Origin of the sequence: Arundinibacter roseus (genome assembly GCF_004348825.1) — a bacterium.
GTDB classification, from domain to species: domain Bacteria; phylum Bacteroidota; class Bacteroidia; order Cytophagales; family Spirosomataceae; genus Arundinibacter; species Arundinibacter roseus.
Window position 1 is genome coordinate 310375 of the sequence record NZ_SMJU01000003.1, and the last position, 17562, is coordinate 327936.

Genomic DNA, 17562 nt, shown 5'->3' on the forward strand with positions numbered 1-17562 from the left:
AAAAAAAGCAAAGTTTGGCTGCAAGACTTCTAGTTTGCAGCCAAAACTATTGTTTTAGTTGATAAAATCGCTCCTTATTTAACCAAGTATAACCTGTCCTGTTATAAAAAAGGACTTTAAATTCCACTAGTGGTTCAAAATCTACCCTACCACTGTTGGAAGATTACACAAATCTGGTTATCTCGAATAGCAAATTCTTTTGCACCCCAATGAAACATCACCAAACGGAAGACCCTTGTTTTCGTAAGAGTGCATAGGGTTTAATTTTCCTTCTAAGAAACGCTTTCATACGCACAAGAACTCGGTTGAGCACTTGATAGTAAGCTAATTAAGAATGGAGACTTTCTACTGTACCTCCACCTTCACATTCCTGAACATGAACGCGTTATCACTCACGCGCAGGGGTTTTCCGCTAACGGTAGTCACGTTTTTTAGCGTCACGTTTTTGGTAATCACATAAGGAAATTTCTCTTCGTACGATTCGTCCGTTTTTTGGGGGTTAAAGTTGGCAAAAATAGCCGGCCCGTTATAGTTTTCGGGATGGCTGGAATCATCAATTTTTAGATTTTCAATTATTATTCGCTCCGGCATGTAGGCGATGTAACCAAAATCGTGCTGACCTGAATACGAACCCCCAATTAATGAAGCGGTGACAGGCCGACCGCCGGAAGGGACGAAAACACAGTTACGGATAATAAACTCTCCCTGCCAGGTACTTCCGTAATCTGAGCGGAGATTCACCAGCGTATTACCCCGGATTGTACTATTCTCAATCAGAAGTGTCCCGCTGCCAATAGCATTGATACCCATATGACCCAGGGTTGAATTGCGGATAGTAGCGTTTGCCACTCCCATGTGGGCATCAAAGCGCGAAAATACACAGCGATCATAAAGTATGTTCTTGCAGAAATTCGACCCTAGTATACCCCAATACGTTCGATCGTTGATATCGTTGGTTTGGCTGCAATTGATAAATGAAATATTCAAAGCGCGGTTTGGGGAAATATCGTAAGAACCCATGGAAACGGGCTTTCCCGCCGCACCAATCGTACTATACGTTTTGTGACCGGTCAGGATCGTGTTCTTTACAGTTACATAGGCACAATCCCGGATACTCAAAAATCCACCATAAGGCGCTCCGTGGTCGCCTTCGCCGGTAATGCGGTGTTCGAGCCCATCAATGACAACATTGGAGCGCTTGATGGCAATGTTCCGCTGATAATACGTATACTTTGATTCGGCCTGATTGGCTATGGTCATAAACCGGCCGCCGGTAATTGTCAGAGGTTTTTCGTCAATTGGCAAGGCACTCATCTCCGTAATCTGTTCGAAATCCCAGATTATCGGCGCATCCATATCCACATTTCCATTTTTATCAACAATAAAGATATCCGTCTGCGATGCACCGTTATTTTGGTTCAGGCCGTACCGGATGTAATGTTTTTTAGTTGAATTGGTAACCGTAATCAGACACGGACCGGGCAAGGTAGCGCTGATTTTGTCCTGATTGCGTTTCAGCGAAGTTATTCCTTTCAAAGCGAAGGGTTGAAGACTCGAACTCACCACAAAAATGGAGGTGTTACGGTTTTCGACATCCACATCATCGATAATGAAAGAGGCTTTACCAAAATCGGTATCCGTCCGAATCACAGCCGTTCGCTCCTTTCTGCCAACGTAATAGGTAGCACCCTCATCGGCTTTCACGGGTAGTCCTTGCTGATTGGCATAGGCATGTGCCGCAGCAATGGCGTCAATCGCGTCAGACTTACCATCGACGGGCGCACCAAAATCACTATATCGCACCAGACCCCGCTTCTTCATAGCTTTGGCATCATTAGCCGAAACATTGATCAATAACTCCCCATTTTCTCCGACACGAACGTTGGTTTTCTGGTTTGTAGCAGTAATGACTACTTTTTCAAGCGGGCTTGGCACCTGCCCATACGACACAAAAGTCATAATCATCAGGACTAAGCCCGGGAATATGGTTTTGTAAAATCCTGGAAGCCGTAGGAAGGTAAAAAATCTGAAAGTTTGTTGCATCGCCTTGCAATTTTTAAATAGTTACATATTTAATATTCACTACTACAAAGCCGGATTCAAACAAAATCTATCGGAAATTTTAGCGGGGCAGTTTAAACCAAAATGAATTTCACTTTGCTAGTCCCCAACAATTCCGGTTTTTACATCCCCTGCTCGCGTATAACTTGCAAGAAATACCCCGTTGGATGTAACTACACTTTCAGTCATTGAAAATGCAGCAGGATGAGATCCATCCGCAAAAAGGCGTTTGCCAGCCCCCAAGATCACCGGGAAAATCATAAGTACCAATTCATCAACCAAATCATGTTCAAGCAGGGTTTGAGCCAAAACACTACTACCAATTACCTTCAAAACGGAACCTTCTCCGTCTTTTAGTTTTTTGATTTTCGCAATGACATCATCCGATATCTGTTCTGAATTTACCCAACTTAGCTCGACTAAATGATCGGTAACAACATATTTCGTAACCTCGTTTATGCCTGGCCATTTGTCTGAATGATCAGGCCAATAGTCGGCAAAAATTTTATACGTATTTCTACCCATAAGTAGGTCAGTCGCCATCAAATTTCTTTCCATAAACTCATTAGCCTGCGCGTCTGCATCCTGGAAATAGGGAGCCACCCAACCTCCAAGTTTAAATTCTCCGGTTGTATCTTCATCTGGCCTACCCGGAGCCTGAATGACTCCATCCAAAGAGATAAATTCCTGAACAACTATTTTTCTCATGCCCTCAGCGTTAAATTAGTTACAAATTTGGGAAATTTTATTCACGCAGTTGTCCTGTATTTGCGTCATTCATAAAGGCTGATTCCGACAGGAACTATGAAATTAAGCTTTAAACATTTCTTTTAGTCAATTCTTACATAGGCATAGTTATTTAACCACTAAATAGTAGTAATCAATCACTATATCTGATGTTTGAACTATGAAGAAGGTTAAATTATTTGCGTATTTATTGGTCTACTTATTTGCGGTAAGTGCTTGTGATAATGACGACAATGACGACAATCTGGTGGGAGAAATGGATCGGAACTTTGTCATAGCAGCGGCAGATGGCGGCATGCTGGAAGTAAGACTGGGAGAAATGGCGCAGGAACGAGGAATGTCACAATCTGTGAAGGCTTTTGGACAAATGATGGTTGATGACCACACCAAGGCTAACAACGAAATCATGTCAATTGCCAGTTCAAAAGGAATCAACTTTCCGGCAACACTGAGTACTGCCAAACAGCAGAAAGTCGATTCTTTGATGGCAAGGCAGGGAATGGCTTTCGATAGTACATTTGCCAATATGATGATTAACTCGCATAAGGAAACGATTGCACTCTTTCAAAATCAGAATGGTACTGGTCGGGACGCCGAATTGACAAACTGGGCAGCGGGCAAATTGCCTGCTCTACAACAACACCTGAATGGGGCAATGATGCTGCGCGATAGTATCAGGAATATGACAAATCCGTAAGGATTGATGAAAGAAAGAACTCAAAATTCAGGAAGCGCCGTAGGTTAAATACTTACGGCGCTTTTTCTTTGGGTAGAATGCAGAACTTTTCACTCAAAATAAAAACGCAAAAGCGGGACAAATGCCCGTGCGACCTGTTTCAATGGTAGCAGAACCAATGGATGATTGAAACATTTCGTTTAGCTGGGAGGTACAAAATTTAACTAATTGACTATTTGAATGAAAAAAGAAATTCAATTAAATTCTATGCCACTTTTAATAAGGATGCTAAGCTTTTGCTTCATCCACTTTTTTCCAATAAAATCCCCTGGACAAAACACTGATAAGCAAAAAGTGGAAGCACAGCTGCTGAGTCAGGCACGGCAAAATATTGAGAAATTCCGTAAAGGCGATGCCCTGCTCACCTTTACCGACATGCAGGGGAAACCTTTGTCAGGAGTCAAAATTGAAATTAACCAGCAAACCCAGGATTTTCTTTTCGGCAATCTAAGCGAAGAAATGTTTAGTCCAAGGCTCAGCGCCGAGGAGGTGCGAAAATTTCAGGAACGGTTTACTGAATTATTCAACTTTACGGAATTGACAGTCAAATGGGCTCCCTACGAAAAAGAGCAAGGTAAACCGGAATGGCAAAAATTGCAGCAAAAACTGGATTGGTGCAAACTAAATGGAATTACCCCCAAAGGCCATACGCTGGGATGGACTAATATGTCTGGAACACCGCCCTGGGTATTGAAAGTGCCGCCTGATTTGGCCACGGATTTGTACAAGGCACGCATTCAAAATCTGGTGGGCGGTTTCAAAAACCAAATGAAGATGTGGGATGTAGTGAATGAGCCGGTAACGACTATTCCGTGGGAATCTGCATTGAAAGACAACGTATTTGGTGAAAGTAAAATCGACGAAGGAACTCGTTACGATGTAAAAGGTATAACGCTTGATCAAACAGTATCGTGGGTAGAAAAATCGTATAAATGGGCGTTTGAGGCAGACTCCGCCGGCGATTTCATTATTAATGAGTTTTATGTAATTGCCAAACCTGAGGTTCGCAAAAATTTTATCAGTTGGTAAAAGAGCTTCAAAACCGTAATACACCAGTGACCGGTATTGGCATACAGGCCCACGAACCCCGCGACATGTGGTTTTCGCCCGTAGAGGTTGTATCCACCTTTGATAAATATCAGGAACTTGGTCTGCCGCTGCATATTACAGAGTTCACACCACAGTCTTCGGGAAAAGCCATTACAGGCGGCTGGCGCGAGGGGGTATGGACGGAGGAAGCACAGGCCGAATTTGCCGAGCAATTTTATACACTGGCCTTTGGCTATCCTTCCATGGTTTCCATTCATTGGTGGGGGTTATCCGACCGTATGATTTGGCTCAAAGGCGGCGGGCTTTTAGACAAAGATTTTAATCCCAAACCGGTTTATAGGCGGCTTGTGAAACTGATAAAAAATGACTGGATGACCAAAAATTTAACCGTACGAACGGACAAAAATGGTCAGGTGAAATTTCGAGGTTTTTCGGGTGATTATAAACTGTTGCTTACAAAACCCGACGGTACCAAACAAACATTCACTACACATGTAACAGAAAAAGTGATTAACAATCAGGCATTTACTACTAACTAGTCTACCGATTTAGTTAGCATAAAAATGGCCAAAACTGTTCAAACCAATCCACATGTCCAAATTCCTTGAAATCACTTCGTAGTTCCTCCAAAGCATCAAGTACAGTCAAGGCAAGAATCCGTTTTTTGGATAGTTTTTTGCCGGACTGTTTCTCAAAGTTTTGAATGATTAAGTCGGCATAGCCGGGATAATCCTGAAAATATCGGGTAAACTCCCGGTGAATGTCGCCAAAATCCGCATCGCCAAAATCAATGACGCAGGATAATTGTCCTTCTTGAATCAGGATGTTTTCGTGATGGCTGTCGTTATGGCAAAGGCCCAAAATTGCCTGCGAAGCTGTGGCCTGTACGATCTCGTAACATAGCTTTGCCATTTCTTTATAGTTTTCGGCAAGCTCCACATCAGCCTGAAAAAGTTTCAGATCTTCCACCGCATCCTCATCTTCCTCATCGGACAAATTAACCGATAGTTGCAGCTCCTCTATTTCGCCCATGTTGAGTGCATTTATCAAGTTGGCATGAAAGCTGGCAAGTCCAATACATACCTCATTTCTTTGTCCTTCGGTTAGGCTATTCCAGGCAATTTTCATTAATTCACCCTTTGCATATTCATAGCCATACATTTTTGGGTTCTCGTTGATAAATACCACCTGTGGAATTGGTAGTTCAGGCAATTTTTCATTCAATTTCACAATGATTTCTGCTTCCACAAGTAAGTCGTTCTCCTCTTCTTCCTGTTTTTCAGCTTTTTCCTCCTTGATCACGTACCGCTGCTGATCCTCGGCAAGTACCAGCCAGGCATTGTTACACATGCCTTTGCCCAACAAGGAAAAACGTTGGATTTTTCTGCCTAGTTGTTGTTCAATTTCTACGCGTAATTTCTGCGTGTGCATGGATGTCATTTTATGTGGGTAAAAGATTCTGTTCGTCAAAAAACAAGATTTAAATCAAAAGTGAAACCTATCAAACTTAGGATTTTTTCATCAGAATTGGAGAAACCAGTGATCATTTTTAAACACTGCTCCAACATATTCATGTAACATAAGCCTCCCTAAATGGCTTTATTACGGCAAAATAAGGGTATATTTGACAAGGCGTGACCAATGAAGTCCGCTGGCAACTATGGATTTAAAATGTGGGATACTTACCCTGTGGCTACTGGTCTTTACGTTCAGCGTACAATCTCAGGCGTTATACGGGACCGAGTGGATCGGAGAGGGGCAAGCGTACGTGAAATTTACTGTAAACAAAACGGGTGTTTACCGAATCAGCTACAAGGATTTACATGAAAGTGATGCATCATTTCTGAGTAGAAATCCGGCCAATTGGCAAGTATTTTTTCGTGGAAAAGAAGTCGCCATCCGACTTGTTGGTTTACAAAACGGCCTTTTTGAGGAACAATCTTACCTGGAATTTTACGGAGAGAAAAACGACGGTAGTCAGGACTCGCTTTTGTATCGTCCTCAGAAGCGCCCACATCCCTACCAAACGTTGTATTCAGATCAATCGGCTTATTTTCTAACGTTCAATCAGACAGTCGTCGGTAAACGTGTAGCTGTGTATGATGGTTCAGCGCAGGGGCTCGTACCCGAAAAATATCACTTGCAGGAGGTGGTTCAGGCGTTTACGAGTGACTATTCGTTTAATAACTTAAAAGGCATCGAACCCTTTTTACAGCAGAGTTATTTTGAACCTCACGAAAACTGGACGGGTAACATGTTAACGGCAGATTCGGTAGGCAAAGTTACTTTTACTCTAGCCGATCACCTGCCAACAACCGGGCCTATTCAAGTGGAAGGGCTTGTCAACGGTCGTGATAACGCACCTCATCAGATTCAGGTGCAACTTGAAGACGAATTACCATTGGCTTCACTTCGTATTTTGGGCTTTTTGAGCCAAACTTTCCGGTCAACGCTCCTTCCCGGATTGTTGCCGAAAAATCAGCTTACCTTGCTCTTTAAACCCGAACGAAACGGCGCTGCCAATCAATTTTCAATCTCGTACGTAAAGGTAACCTACCCACAGGGTTTTAATCTGTCGGGCCAAACAGGCCGGGTGTTTCATCTGTCCGCCGGGCAGCGTCAGACGGCGCTTGTACCGCTGCAAAATACACCGCCATCAGCATTTGTCTATGACATAACGGATCCAATAAATTGCCGTTTTTTACCCCTAAAAAATACCGGCGACCAGGTCCAAATTGTGGTCGATGGGATGAATCAAAACCGAAAAATCTTGCTGGCAAGTCAGGTATTGAAACCTATGAAAATAGAATCTGTACGTTTACGTAAATCCTACCCCGCAGAAATGGATTACCTGATCCTGACCCATGGGTCGCTCAAACAATCGGCGATTGCCTACGCAGACTACCGGGCTTCGGTGGAAGGAGGCGCCCACAAGCCTTTGGTGGTAGAGGTGGACTCGCTTTTTGACGCTTTCAACTACGGTGAACGCAGTCCATTGGCGATTCGTCGTTTTGCTGATTTTATGCTGCATTCAAGCTCAGTGAAGAATCTGCTGCTGTTGGGTAAAGCCAACAGTTATCCCTACTTTGTCAAAACCGCAACCGATGACCTTGTGCCTACAATGGGTTATCCGGGTTCTGATATTTTGTTAACGGCGGGTCTACAAGGCTTTTCTCAGAACACGCCCGCTATCCCGACCGGGCGGCTAAACGTGCAGTCCAATGAGCAGGTATTGACCTACCTGGCCAAAGTTAAACGCCTGGAAGGCGCTACTTCCAATGGGCTTTGGCGCAAACAATTGGTCCATATAAGTGGCGGAAAGTCTGAAAACGAAGCAGAAAGCCTGAAATCAGCGATGCATGGTCTGGAGACTATTTTTGAAAATGGATTGCTGGGGGGCGAGGTAAAATCATTCAGTAAAAGCAATCCCTACGAGCTTGTGGAGCCAGTCAACCTGGCACCGACGGTCAATGAAGGCGTGAGTCTACTCACCTTTCTGGGTCACGCCGGACCGGCCATTACAGACATGAATTTTGGTTTCGCCTCGGCTCCTCAAAACGGATTTCGTAATTCTCATTACCCCATGATGATTTTTAATGGCTGCGGAGTGGGTGAAATTTTCTCACGTTTCAACACCCTGTCTACCGATTGGTTACTGGCTCCCGAAAAGGGTGCAGCGCTGGTTTTGGCTCATAGTTATTACAGCTACGAAACATCCACAGCACGTTACCTTACAAAGCTTTACAAAACATTATTTGATAATCCGGCGACCTGGGGCCTTGCGTTTGGTCGCATCCAACAACTGGTAAACGCTGAACTCGACAACGAAGGAGTCAACTTATACGACACATCGGTACTTCTGCAAATGGTGCTGCAGGGTGATCCAGCCCTTGTGATGTATCCTTTGAATAGTCCAGATTTTTCGCTCAGCCCGGACGGGATGTACATTCAGGCTGTAGTGAGGGGAAGTACCCTGAAAAATAGTGATTCCATTCAGGTGGTTGTTCCATTGACGAATTTGGGCCGGTTTGAGCCGGATCAATCTGTGGCGGTTTCTTTACGAATGATTGGTAAAAAGATAAGCGATCAGGTCATTCATTTTGATTCTTTTCGGTATCGGGATACCCTAAAAATCAATATTCCCAACGACGGAATGCTGCAAAAAATCGAGCTGAGGATTGATCCTGACGAGCAGATTGCGGAACTGAGTCGAGATAATAACACCGGAGTTTTGGATGTAGATTGGAGCATAGCTAGTGTTGGAAGCAGCTATCCGGTGAATGTCCTGCCGGATGATGTTAGTCCGGTACTTTCGGTTTTGGTCAATGACGCTGTGCAGCAAAATAATGTTCTGCTGGGTCCAAACCCCGAACTTACGATTGAACTATTTGACGAAAACCCATTATCAGTACTAGATGCTGATGCCGTAGAAATATTTATTGCCCCTTGCGAAACGTGTGAACCGGAAAAAATCCTTTCTGAAAGGCTGACCGTTCAGCGTATTTCAACCAATCACATTCAGTTTAAAACGACGCTAACTCTGGATGAAGGAGGTACGTACCATCTCCTTGTTTTTGGAAAAGATGCCGCCGGAAACCGTACGCAGCCACCATACACCCTGATTTTGCAGGTGGCCGGCACTAATGAACCTTTTTCCTTCGAGAGTTATCCGAATCCGGCAAGTTCTTATGTTCGGTTTGAGTTAAACCTGCCAACTTTGGATCTTCCCGCCGAAGCCATTTTAACGATCTACTCAGTTTTGGGAATCCCGGTTTTTGAAGGGCCTCTTCCGGTACGGACCGGCAAAAACCGGATTTTGTGGCAAGCTCAGACACCGGGTCTATACCCTTTCCGACTTCAACTAAACTGGCAGGATGGACGCAGCGAACGGCGCTCTGGCAATGTGCTGTGGCAAGATTAAGGCATTTGTACTGAGGAAATTAACACCCACCTCTCTATGCTGCCTGACTCGATTTTACCCTTCCCAATACAAGTGGGTGACTGTTGACAAAAGGTCAGCGACCTATCTTCCCGGTACACGCAGCCAATACCAGGCGCGTAAACTCGCAGGTATTTTTCCTGTCCAACCAGGGTAGAATCGTTGCTACCCGAAACCGTAACTGTGTTGGCAAAATCGAGATTTTCGACTGCAAAAGGGCGAGCTACGTCCTGATAATTAAGCAACTTCTCCGAACTTGTGTTGTAACGATTTTTGTCCCAAAAGGTCGTTAAATCAATTGGAAATGTTAAAGGAACAACCGGCGCATTATCATTCTGTTCAATTACTTCAAGCCTATTTTTTTGGACCGTGCGAATGCTTGTGAGTTTCCAGGGAGAGTCCGCGTTGGGTCGGAAAGATTCATCCAATACAAAAACCATTTCCCCATTTCTGGCGAAGGAACTGCTGATTTTTTGCTGGACCTGAAACGTCTGTTTTACAGGCAAATTCGCCGCTGCAAAACTTTCAGTCGTTACCTGATAAATCCAGAAATTTCCAACTTCCAGAGGAAAATAAGCGGAATCGTTCACTACGGGTCTCGCGTCCTTATCCTGACAACTCATGCATACGATCAGGAGGGTTATGATCAGGGTTGCCTGTAAACATCTGGTTTTTAGCATTCTTGTGTGGTAATTCTTGATTAAAATAGTTTAAAATGACAATCTACAATTTTTCAGCAGCGCGTACCTAAATATAACCGTTTGTTTAACTATTTACGCATCTAGTTACTGATGAATGAATGAAATTGTAAATATTTTAAATGTCAGGCTGAGCGGTCAGGACTGCAGGGCGGTCAAAGCTCGCTGGCAGATTGGCGTCACCCGAAAAATACCCCAAATTAAATTCAAACTTTACCAGACTATTCATCGATCAACAATAAAGCAAATATAAATTTGAATGATAAAATCAGACAATCACTTATTGGTTAGAAGCTTGGTTATCAATAGTTAACAATTCCAGCCTCAGCGAGGAAAGCTGTTGGTTGATTTTTAACTGAGCAAAAGATTTTTAGCACCCTGGGTGCGAACCTATTGAGCCAAAAACAGGCAGCTCCTACGGAGCATTCGCTTATTAATCAGAAAAACACGTTCTTGTAATACATATAATTAAGCCTAAGTTTAGGTAATTACCGATCACAAAACGCTGAATTAGAAATTGTCATTTATTTACCTAAATAATTAACTCAGGATAATTTCCCAAGACTACCTACTGACATCCTCAAACTATGGCCGCAATTGCTGGAATGATCCGTTTTGATGGACGCGAAACATCACCCCAAGACATCACAGCAATAAAGCGCCTTTTGGCCCACAGGGGTAAAGTCAAAAGCCTTTTTTTGCAACAAGGCGTTTTGCTGTCGTTTGATGGCACCCTTGAAACAGATGACAAGGCTGAGGTTTTTTCCGTTGCAGATACAACCCTTTTTACCCAAATAAATACAGAAAGTTGCTTCATCCCAAATTACCTTCGGGACAGCAATGCCTCATTTAACCAACCAAACGCCGATTTTGCGATTGCTCTTTGGGATGCCCGCCGACAACTGCTTTTGTGTGCACGGGATATTTTGGGCGTAAAACCGCTGTATTATGTGCATCAACCGGGTTTATTTTGTGCTTTTGCCACGGAAATCAAAGCATTACTTGCATTCGAAGAGGTAGTTGTCAAACCCAACCGAAACAAATTCCGGGAGTATCTAAGCTGGCCAAAAGCCTACATTCCGTACAGTTCTGAGACTTTTTACGAAGGAATTTATAGTGTTTTGCCCGGACACTGTCTGCAATTGAGTCGCACCGAAACTCTGAATACACCCTATTGGAAACCGGATCACAGTCGATTGGACGGATTAAAAGTTGCGGGTGATTATGCCGCACAATTTGAGGATGATTTTACTAGTGCCATTGATTCCCGCATGAGAAGCAAAGACCGGATTGGTTCTCATTTGAGTGGCGGTTTGGACTCCTCCGCGGTGAGTTCTATGGCGCAGCAGCTGCTCCAAACTCAGGGACGGGCGTCGGTTCACACATTTACAATTGATACCGGACTTTCGTCTACCGACGAAACGTTTTACGTCAAAGAAGTACTCAAGCAGTGGAATCCTGAGCATCATACCGTTCAGCCAATAGCTGATGTGCTTAGCTCAATACTGGAAATAAATCGCCTGTTTGATCGGCCCGAGCAGTTTATCATCCCGTCGAGTTTTCACCTGAGCGTTTCAATAAAAGCCCGGCAATTAGGCTGCGACACTATTCTTACCGGTCACGACGGAGACAGTGTTATTCCCACCGGCTTTGACTATCTGGATCAGTTGATTGATTGTCAGGATTGGACCGGGTTAGAGCGCGCCTGTCGACAGAGAATTTCATGGCCTGGCAGTAATTTTACTAAAATCAGCGACAAATGGCTTAGTTTGAGTGACCGGCAAAAATTGGAGAAATACCTGTTGCATTTGATCGGTACCGAAATTACCAATCGTTTTAGACGTGAGCACCTGGGTGCGTTTCTGCGTTCGATAAGTAATCAAAAAAAACAATTGCATCTTTCGACGGCAAGTATTATTCGATATTGTATCAAAAGGCTTAGGGACAAAATGGCACATGTAGAGCTAATTGACAGTGCTTTCAATCCAGAGTTCAGGCAACTAACTTTTTCCCGAAATCTTCAAACTACCAAGGGACTAAACGCTTGTTTTTCAGGCAATAATCACGTTCCAGTAAGTCAAATTATCAATACTACCAATGTGATTTGCAATGAGCAGTTCGACCATATTGGAGCCTACTACGGGCATCAGTACGCCTTTCCCTTTTTTGATAAACGCGTGGTTGAACTCGGGCTTTCAACCCCATCGTGGGTAAATTTTGATCAGGGCAGAGGGCGCGGGCTGATACGTAACGGCCTCCAAAATGTTCTTCCTGCGGCAATAATTGACCGGCAATCAAAAACAAATTTTGTGGAGTACGGAAATCTTTCGGCAAGGCAGCTATATTTGGCTACTCAGGAGCAGTTTACCCTTCCATCGCACGCCATTTGGGAAATCATCGACCGAACTGTTTTTCACCAAATCGTCGATGTGGTATTTAATTCCCGAATACCTATCCAACAAAAAACACGCTATAACTGGCTTTTAAGCCGATTTATTTACTTCTCCCTCTGGCTCAGTTCGGTTTCGGAACGTCGTTAAAAGTTAGTTTTTCAGCTCACGGTGCTAGCCCCCAAAGCTCCCCATTCCATCCGTGGAAGAACCTATTTTCATCGTGAGATCTTTCACGTGGCCAACTCTAACGATTTTTGGGGCTATATAAGCTTTTTTTGGCGCAGGCGCCAGGGCATGAATAGATTTTGTCCTCATGGTCAAGTGGAATTTTAAGAAAACATTTGTAAAAAATGGGACCGAATTACCTGACGAGCAAGCGATATTGGCGCGTTAAGCCTCGTTCTTCAACCGTAAGGATGTATACGCCTGCGGATAGCTTATCTGCCGATTTCAATTGGAGATTTCCCGCTTCCACACTAGTTTTCTGAATTGGCAAAGAGCGTGAATCGGTACCATAGAAGCGAATCGTGGCCGTTTCCGGCTCATCTAACCGAAGTGAAAACTGACCATCATCGTTGATTGGATTGGGGTAAACACTGTACGAATCGGCACGAAGAACCACCGAAATGGCCGGATAAATTGTTGTTCTTCCGTTTAGATCCGTCTGTTTCAGTCGATAATAACTTGTTCCAGTGTAGGGAGTTAGATCCACAAGTGTGTAGTTTTTGAGGGCTTTGCTCGTCGCGGCGATTTCACCCACTTCGCCTACTTTGGTAAAAGTCACAAGGTCTTTGCTTCGCTCAACTACAAATCCCCGGTTGTTTGTCTCAAAGGACGTTGTCCAGCTTATATCCACCGTATTTGTGGCTGTCTCCGCTTTGGCAAAAAACGACACAAGCGAAACAGGAAGCGGGGCTGCTACATTCGTAACAGTGTTGCCGTTCAGAACAATAGCTCCTGCGATCGACAATCCTCTTCCCATGAGAGACGCACCAGTATTGAGTGTTATGGCACCATTTGCCACAAATGTCCCCTGCAAACTGGAACTTGTTCCGGCCACAATTGCACCGTTCACTTGAAAAAAGACATTGTTTGCCGAAGCTCCATCCGTCAATACGATACTTGATGCGGTGCCGGTGGTTAACGCACTATTTAGTTTGATGATGTAAATACCGGATCCACTGAGCGTTAGCGAACCATTCAGGGTCGTAGCCGAGGCCGTAGGCTGACACCAAATTCCAGGCGTAAGTGTTAGCCCGGCCAATTCTGCCGAAAGGGTTGTTCCGCAAGAGATAGCGCTTAAATAAGTGTTAACGGCTATTACATCGGATGCAGCCTGAATTGCTTCGGAGGAAGCCTGCAGGCGGATGCTACCATTTACTATTCCGGGTGGAAATCCGGTTAAATCACCTACGTTGGTTCCAATGTCACCATTAATTAGTGAGGCTCCCGAATTAGTAAATGCTCCGTTGACCGTAAACAGTGCAAAGCTCGCAGCAGTCCGCAAGTTGGGAGCCATCGTTTGCGCAAAGCCATTACTAACAGCGCATGCGAGAAGAAAGAATAGTAGTAAATTTGAGCCTTTCATATACATAATGGTTGTGTAGCCGATATAACCTCACAAATCTGCCTGTATTTTGACTCAATAGCGTTATATAATTATGTATTTGATTTATATTTTTCCCACATCTTCAAGTATCGTTCGTTTTTTGTTTTTAAGTTGTTTGTAAAAAGTAGGGGTAAGTCCCGTAACTTTTTTAAACTGACTAGATAAATGGCTAACACTGGAATAGTTAAGGCTTTCAGCGATTTGGGTGAGATTCAATTCGTCATACAACAGAAGTTCCTTAACTCGCTCAATTTTATGAGCAATGATGAAATGTTCAATAGTTACACCTGTAACCTCTGAAAACAGGTTGGCCATATAGGTGTAGTCGTAATCCAGTTTCTTAGACAGGTAGTCAGAATGTTTTACCTTTAAGATTAGTTCTTCATTTGGTTCTCGAATCATGGAAATAACAGCCCCTTTGATTTTTTCGATCATAACAGCCTTTCGATCATCCATAAGTTCATGTCCCGATTTCAGCAAAGCACGCTTCAATTCTGCTCTTTTTTCATCAGAAATGGCACTTTTTAGCTCTATTTCCCCCAATTCGATGGATTTGTAGGGAATATCATATTCGTCCAAAATGGCCTGAACCAACGTTTTGCAACATAGGCTAACCATATATTTAATGTGTAGAATCAAGCGAATAGGGAAGTAAAAGGTTAAGAATGTTAGGCCAACTGAATGACACGCACAGCTAGAATACTGGATAACAAATAGTTAGTTTCACCGATCATTCTTTCATGAAGGGAAAATTTTACAACCTTAACTTTTTATAACATTTATCAGGAATATAATAAAGCAAGCCAAGGCTTTTGTTTTATTCTTTGTGTATAAAAATTGTGTACATCTGTTAAAATATGTACTATATCCTTAACTACTCAAAATGGTTTTAATTTCTTTGTTTAACCCATTAAAACCTGTTCGGATGGCAATTTTTTATAACTGAAAATTATCATTCATTTACATTTTTGAATGCATTTTTGTGCGGAATTATGGACTTTTTCTAACATCTACGGGTAAATGAGCATTAAAGAGGTTTTGGACTCCTGAAACATCCAATTCCAGATAAAATATTTTATAACTCCATTTTATTCCATGGATACATAGATGACTTTTTACATTCCAAAGCATTACTACTTAACCACTACAACTATACGCCGATATGCAAACAAATTGGGTATACCGGAATCTCGAACTCTAAGAATGATGTGAATTTCCGTATTGTCAGCATCCGTCGGGATGTGCAACGTAGCCGTTTCCGCATCCGAATTTGTGATTTTTACCGGCTGATTATAGGTCCCGGGTTCCATATAGTAAAACCATTCGTACGAAAGCTGATCAGAATCCGGATCATTCGAACCTTTGGCACTCAGTTGAATTTTACGACCAGGCGTAGACTTCATGCGAATTATTTCTTTCGTTTTATCCCCATTCACTACCGCTACCGGATTGTGATTGGCTTCTTCGTTGGAAAGCATCGTCCATTTGATACGGGCGGCAAAGTCATTTTGATATTCTTCGCGCCACCGGTAAAGTCCGCTAAACACATTAGTATAAGTCTTATCACCATATGTCCAGGAATCCTTCGCGTCGTTGTACATGAAAAAATCGTAAAATTCATTTTCCAGAACTTTATTTGATCGTACCGCCGGATTCTTGACTTTTTCCTTGTTAAATCGTCCGCCCCATCCTCCATAATGTACCATTTCAGGATCTGACAAACCGTTTGGAATCAGGTGCATAAAGGCAGGTGTGTCGCCCTCATAACTGTATTTTCTTTTTGGATAAATGCCGCCTATGGGCCCTTGTTCCTGAATATTAGTTTTGAACCATTCCGTATTACCAACGTCAAGATTCCCTCCCTGTGCGGCGGCAACGTGCCCCTCGGCCATGCCCAAAAACTGCTGTGAAGATCGGATGTAAAATACCGCCGGAAAGGTTTTGGCAATCCATCCACCCGCATTATCTTGACCGGCAATATCATAGATCCTGATTTTGGATAGCAAGGTCTGGATCTTCTTCTTACTAAAACCACGGGAATAGTTGATATCCCACAGCGCCTGTGCCATTGTGGATGTGCCCCCCCAAATACTAATCCACAGGGGACGTGAGTCCTTTCTTTCCAATGCTTTAATGATCATCTCTGAGCCCGGAGTAGCTTTTCCCTCGCCAACATTTTCCATCCCTACTGTTCCCCGCTGACCCACCGTCACCAGCGATTTTAGATAGTCTGCCGTAGGATAGCCTTTGGCATGTTTCAGCAGGTTGTTGCGCACGGTGCCATACAGGTCAATCACCTCGTGGAAATATTTATTGTCTCCCCGGGTGGGCCCATAAATGGAACCGACCCCAACAATTCCTTCGATTTCCATTTCATTGCTGTACAACAAAAACCGTATAAATGACTGATAATCATCCGGTTCGGCTGTTCCGCTAATATCTGAAATGATAATGATTCTGGGTTTTGTATCTGCAGCAAGCAGAGGTGAAAAAATACCGAAACTGAAAAGTAGGGTGAAAAATGTTAATTTGAGTATAGCATTCATGAGCATTGTTGGCATAGATTAGGTTGTCAGGAAAGTTGGTGAAAAACCAATGAAACGAGTTTTCGACGATTTTTGATAAAGGTATAAAATCATTTGCATGTGTGCTGCGGTTACTTTATATATCCGGATAATTCAGGGCTCCTGTGTAGTGATATTTTTTTCCTACTGAACCGGCTTTATCTGACTGCCGAGACTACAAATCTTTACAGCTTAAAACTATAAAAGCATTAATATCAACCACGAATGGCTATTAAATGGATTTTTTGTTGTCAAAGTTTTAACTTTATACTCAGGAAACAGGGCAGTACTGCATTTCATCGGAGAAATTGAGTAAATGGTGAAATATTTGTCTTGTTTCCAACAAATCAAAAAATTTAGTCATGAGCCGGAAAATAAGCTGGTATCTCATAGATTCTGAGCAAGAATACAGCAAGGCACTGACTCGCTATCAGGAAATCAAGTACGCAGAAAATGGAACGGATGAGCACAAAGAGAAACTTTTGGTAGCACATCTGATTTCTAGCTATGAAGAAAAAACAAGCCAATTACCAGAAGTTGATCCCATTGAGATGATTAAAATCCGAATGGAAGATTTTGGATACAAACCTGCCGATCTCGCCAAAGAATTTGGTGATAAAGGTACTATTAGTAAAATACTTAATTACAAACGTGCACTCTCGATGACAATGGTGCGTAGATTCAGCAAGTTATTGCATATACCTGTCGACGCGCTGATTGCTGAGTATGAATTAAGATGACTCTTTAATTACATACCCTTCAAAC

Annotated in this window: 14 protein-coding genes; 6 read left to right on the forward strand and 8 right to left on the reverse strand. The window is 43.1% G+C overall.

What is annotated here, in order from left to right; translation table 11 throughout:
* Nucleotides 1–345 precede the first annotated feature (345 nt).
* Together EZE20_RS05990 and EZE20_RS05995 are read right to left on the reverse strand one after the other, a co-directional pair.
* Entirely contained in the window at nt 346–1965 is a 1620-nt protein-coding gene (locus EZE20_RS05990; protein WP_132115709.1) for a hypothetical protein, read from the reverse strand.
* 195 nt (nt 1966–2160) lie between these two features.
* Nucleotides 2161–2769: a dihydrofolate reductase family protein gene (locus EZE20_RS05995; protein ID WP_132115543.1), complete on the reverse strand. Its 609-nt coding sequence runs from the start codon at nt 2767–2769 to the stop codon at nt 2161–2163.
* Between the two features lie 199 nt (nt 2770–2968).
* Between EZE20_RS05995 and EZE20_RS06000 the strand changes: the two genes are divergently transcribed.
* The 3 genes from EZE20_RS06000 to EZE20_RS24525 all read left to right on the forward strand — a co-directional run bounded on the left by EZE20_RS06000 (nt 2969) and on the right by EZE20_RS24525 (nt 5133).
* Nucleotides 2969–3505, forward strand: a complete 537-nt coding sequence (locus tag EZE20_RS06000) for a DUF4142 domain-containing protein (RefSeq protein ID WP_132115545.1) — start codon at nt 2969–2971, stop codon at nt 3503–3505.
* A 333-nt stretch (nt 3506–3838) separates the two neighbouring features.
* Entirely contained in the window at nt 3839–4573 is a 735-nt protein-coding gene (locus tag EZE20_RS24520; protein WP_165933418.1) for an endo-1,4-beta-xylanase, read from the forward strand.
* Nucleotides 4574–4599: 26 nt separating this feature from the next.
* Nucleotides 4600–5133, forward strand: coding sequence for an endo-1,4-beta-xylanase (locus EZE20_RS24525; RefSeq protein WP_262709642.1), 534 nt, complete (start codon nt 4600–4602; stop codon nt 5131–5133).
* Between the two features lie 13 nt (nt 5134–5146).
* On the opposite strand, the gene EZE20_RS06015 is transcribed toward EZE20_RS24525, so the two are convergent.
* Nucleotides 5147–6034, reverse strand: a complete 888-nt coding sequence (locus tag EZE20_RS06015; RefSeq protein WP_132115548.1) for a phosphotransferase family protein — start codon at nt 6032–6034, stop codon at nt 5147–5149.
* Between the two features lie 220 nt (nt 6035–6254).
* On the opposite strand from EZE20_RS06015, the gene porU2 reads away from it, so the two are divergent.
* Entirely contained in the window at nt 6255–9515 is a 3261-nt protein-coding gene (gene porU2 / locus EZE20_RS06020) for a putative type IX secretion system sortase PorU2 (RefSeq protein WP_132115549.1), read from the forward strand.
* Here porU2 and EZE20_RS06025 read toward each other — a convergent pair.
* The gene (locus EZE20_RS06025) at nt 9512–10213 is read right to left on the reverse strand and encodes a hypothetical protein (protein ID WP_132115550.1); all 702 of its coding nucleotides are present in this window, start codon (nt 10211–10213) and stop codon (nt 9512–9514) included. The two genes, porU2 and EZE20_RS06025, sit on opposite strands and share 4 nt — an antisense overlap.
* Nucleotides 10214–10818: 605 nt before the next feature.
* On the opposite strand from EZE20_RS06025, the gene EZE20_RS06030 reads away from it, so the two are divergent.
* On the forward strand, nt 10819–12771 hold the full coding sequence (locus tag EZE20_RS06030; protein WP_165933419.1) for an asparagine synthetase B family protein: 1953 nt from the start codon (nt 10819–10821) through the stop codon (nt 12769–12771).
* Nucleotides 12772–12795: 24 nt separating this feature from the next.
* Here the strand turns inward: EZE20_RS06030 and EZE20_RS06035 are convergent, their stop codons facing one another.
* From EZE20_RS06035 to EZE20_RS06050, 4 genes are all read right to left on the reverse strand, one after another.
* Nucleotides 12796–12939 (reverse strand): lasso RiPP family leader peptide-containing protein, encoded by a 144-nt coding sequence (locus EZE20_RS06035; protein WP_132115551.1) that lies wholly within the window; start codon nt 12937–12939, stop codon nt 12796–12798.
* 46 nt (nt 12940–12985) lie between these two features.
* Nucleotides 12986–14212, reverse strand: coding sequence for an ice-binding family protein (locus EZE20_RS06040; RefSeq protein ID WP_228713583.1), 1227 nt, complete (start codon nt 14210–14212; stop codon nt 12986–12988).
* An 84-nt stretch (nt 14213–14296) separates the two neighbouring features.
* Entirely contained in the window at nt 14297–14812 is a 516-nt protein-coding gene (locus EZE20_RS06045) for a helix-turn-helix domain-containing protein (protein WP_317129155.1), read from the reverse strand.
* Nucleotides 14813–15366: 554 nt separating this feature from the next.
* The gene (locus tag EZE20_RS06050) at nt 15367–16779 is read right to left on the reverse strand and encodes a DUF1593 domain-containing protein (protein ID WP_165933420.1); all 1413 of its coding nucleotides are present in this window, start codon (nt 16777–16779) and stop codon (nt 15367–15369) included.
* Nucleotides 16780–17159: 380 nt separating this feature from the next.
* On the opposite strand from EZE20_RS06050, the gene EZE20_RS06055 reads away from it, so the two are divergent.
* Complete coding sequence (locus EZE20_RS06055) at nt 17160–17537, forward strand: helix-turn-helix domain-containing protein (protein WP_132115557.1); 378 nt, start codon at nt 17160–17162, stop codon at nt 17535–17537.
* The last annotated feature ends 25 nt before the right edge of the window (nt 17538–17562 follow it).

What these genes read in the sequence shown, in the direction of transcription:
- EZE20_RS06000 (WP_132115545.1), top strand. Translation starts at nt 2,969, where the DNA reads ATGAAGAAGGTTAAATTATTTGCGTATTTATTGGTCTACTTATTTGCG.
- EZE20_RS05995 (WP_132115543.1), bottom strand. Translation starts at nt 2,769, where the DNA reads ATGAGAAAAATAGTTGTTCAGGAATTTATCTCTTTGGATGGAGTCATT.
- EZE20_RS05990 (WP_132115709.1), bottom strand. Translation starts at nt 1,965, where the DNA reads ATGATTATGACTTTTGTGTCGTATGGGCAGGTGCCAAGCCCGCTTGAA.
- EZE20_RS06040 (WP_228713583.1), bottom strand. Translation starts at nt 14,212, where the DNA reads ATGAAAGGCTCAAATTTACTACTATTCTTTCTTCTCGCATGCGCTGTT.
- EZE20_RS06050 (WP_165933420.1), bottom strand. Translation starts at nt 16,779, where the DNA reads ATGAATGCTATACTCAAATTAACATTTTTCACCCTACTTTTCAGTTTC.
- EZE20_RS06015 (WP_132115548.1), bottom strand. Translation starts at nt 6,034, where the DNA reads ATGACATCCATGCACACGCAGAAATTACGCGTAGAAATTGAACAACAA.
- EZE20_RS06035 (WP_132115551.1), bottom strand. Translation starts at nt 12,939, where the DNA reads ATGAGGACAAAATCTATTCATGCCCTGGCGCCTGCGCCAAAAAAAGCT.
- EZE20_RS06030 (WP_165933419.1), top strand. Translation starts at nt 10,819, where the DNA reads ATGGCCGCAATTGCTGGAATGATCCGTTTTGATGGACGCGAAACATCA.
- EZE20_RS06055 (WP_132115557.1), top strand. Translation starts at nt 17,160, where the DNA reads ATGAGCCGGAAAATAAGCTGGTATCTCATAGATTCTGAGCAAGAATAC.
- EZE20_RS06025 (WP_132115550.1), bottom strand. Translation starts at nt 10,213, where the DNA reads ATGCTAAAAACCAGATGTTTACAGGCAACCCTGATCATAACCCTCCTG.
- porU2 (WP_132115549.1), top strand. Translation starts at nt 6,255, where the DNA reads ATGGATTTAAAATGTGGGATACTTACCCTGTGGCTACTGGTCTTTACG.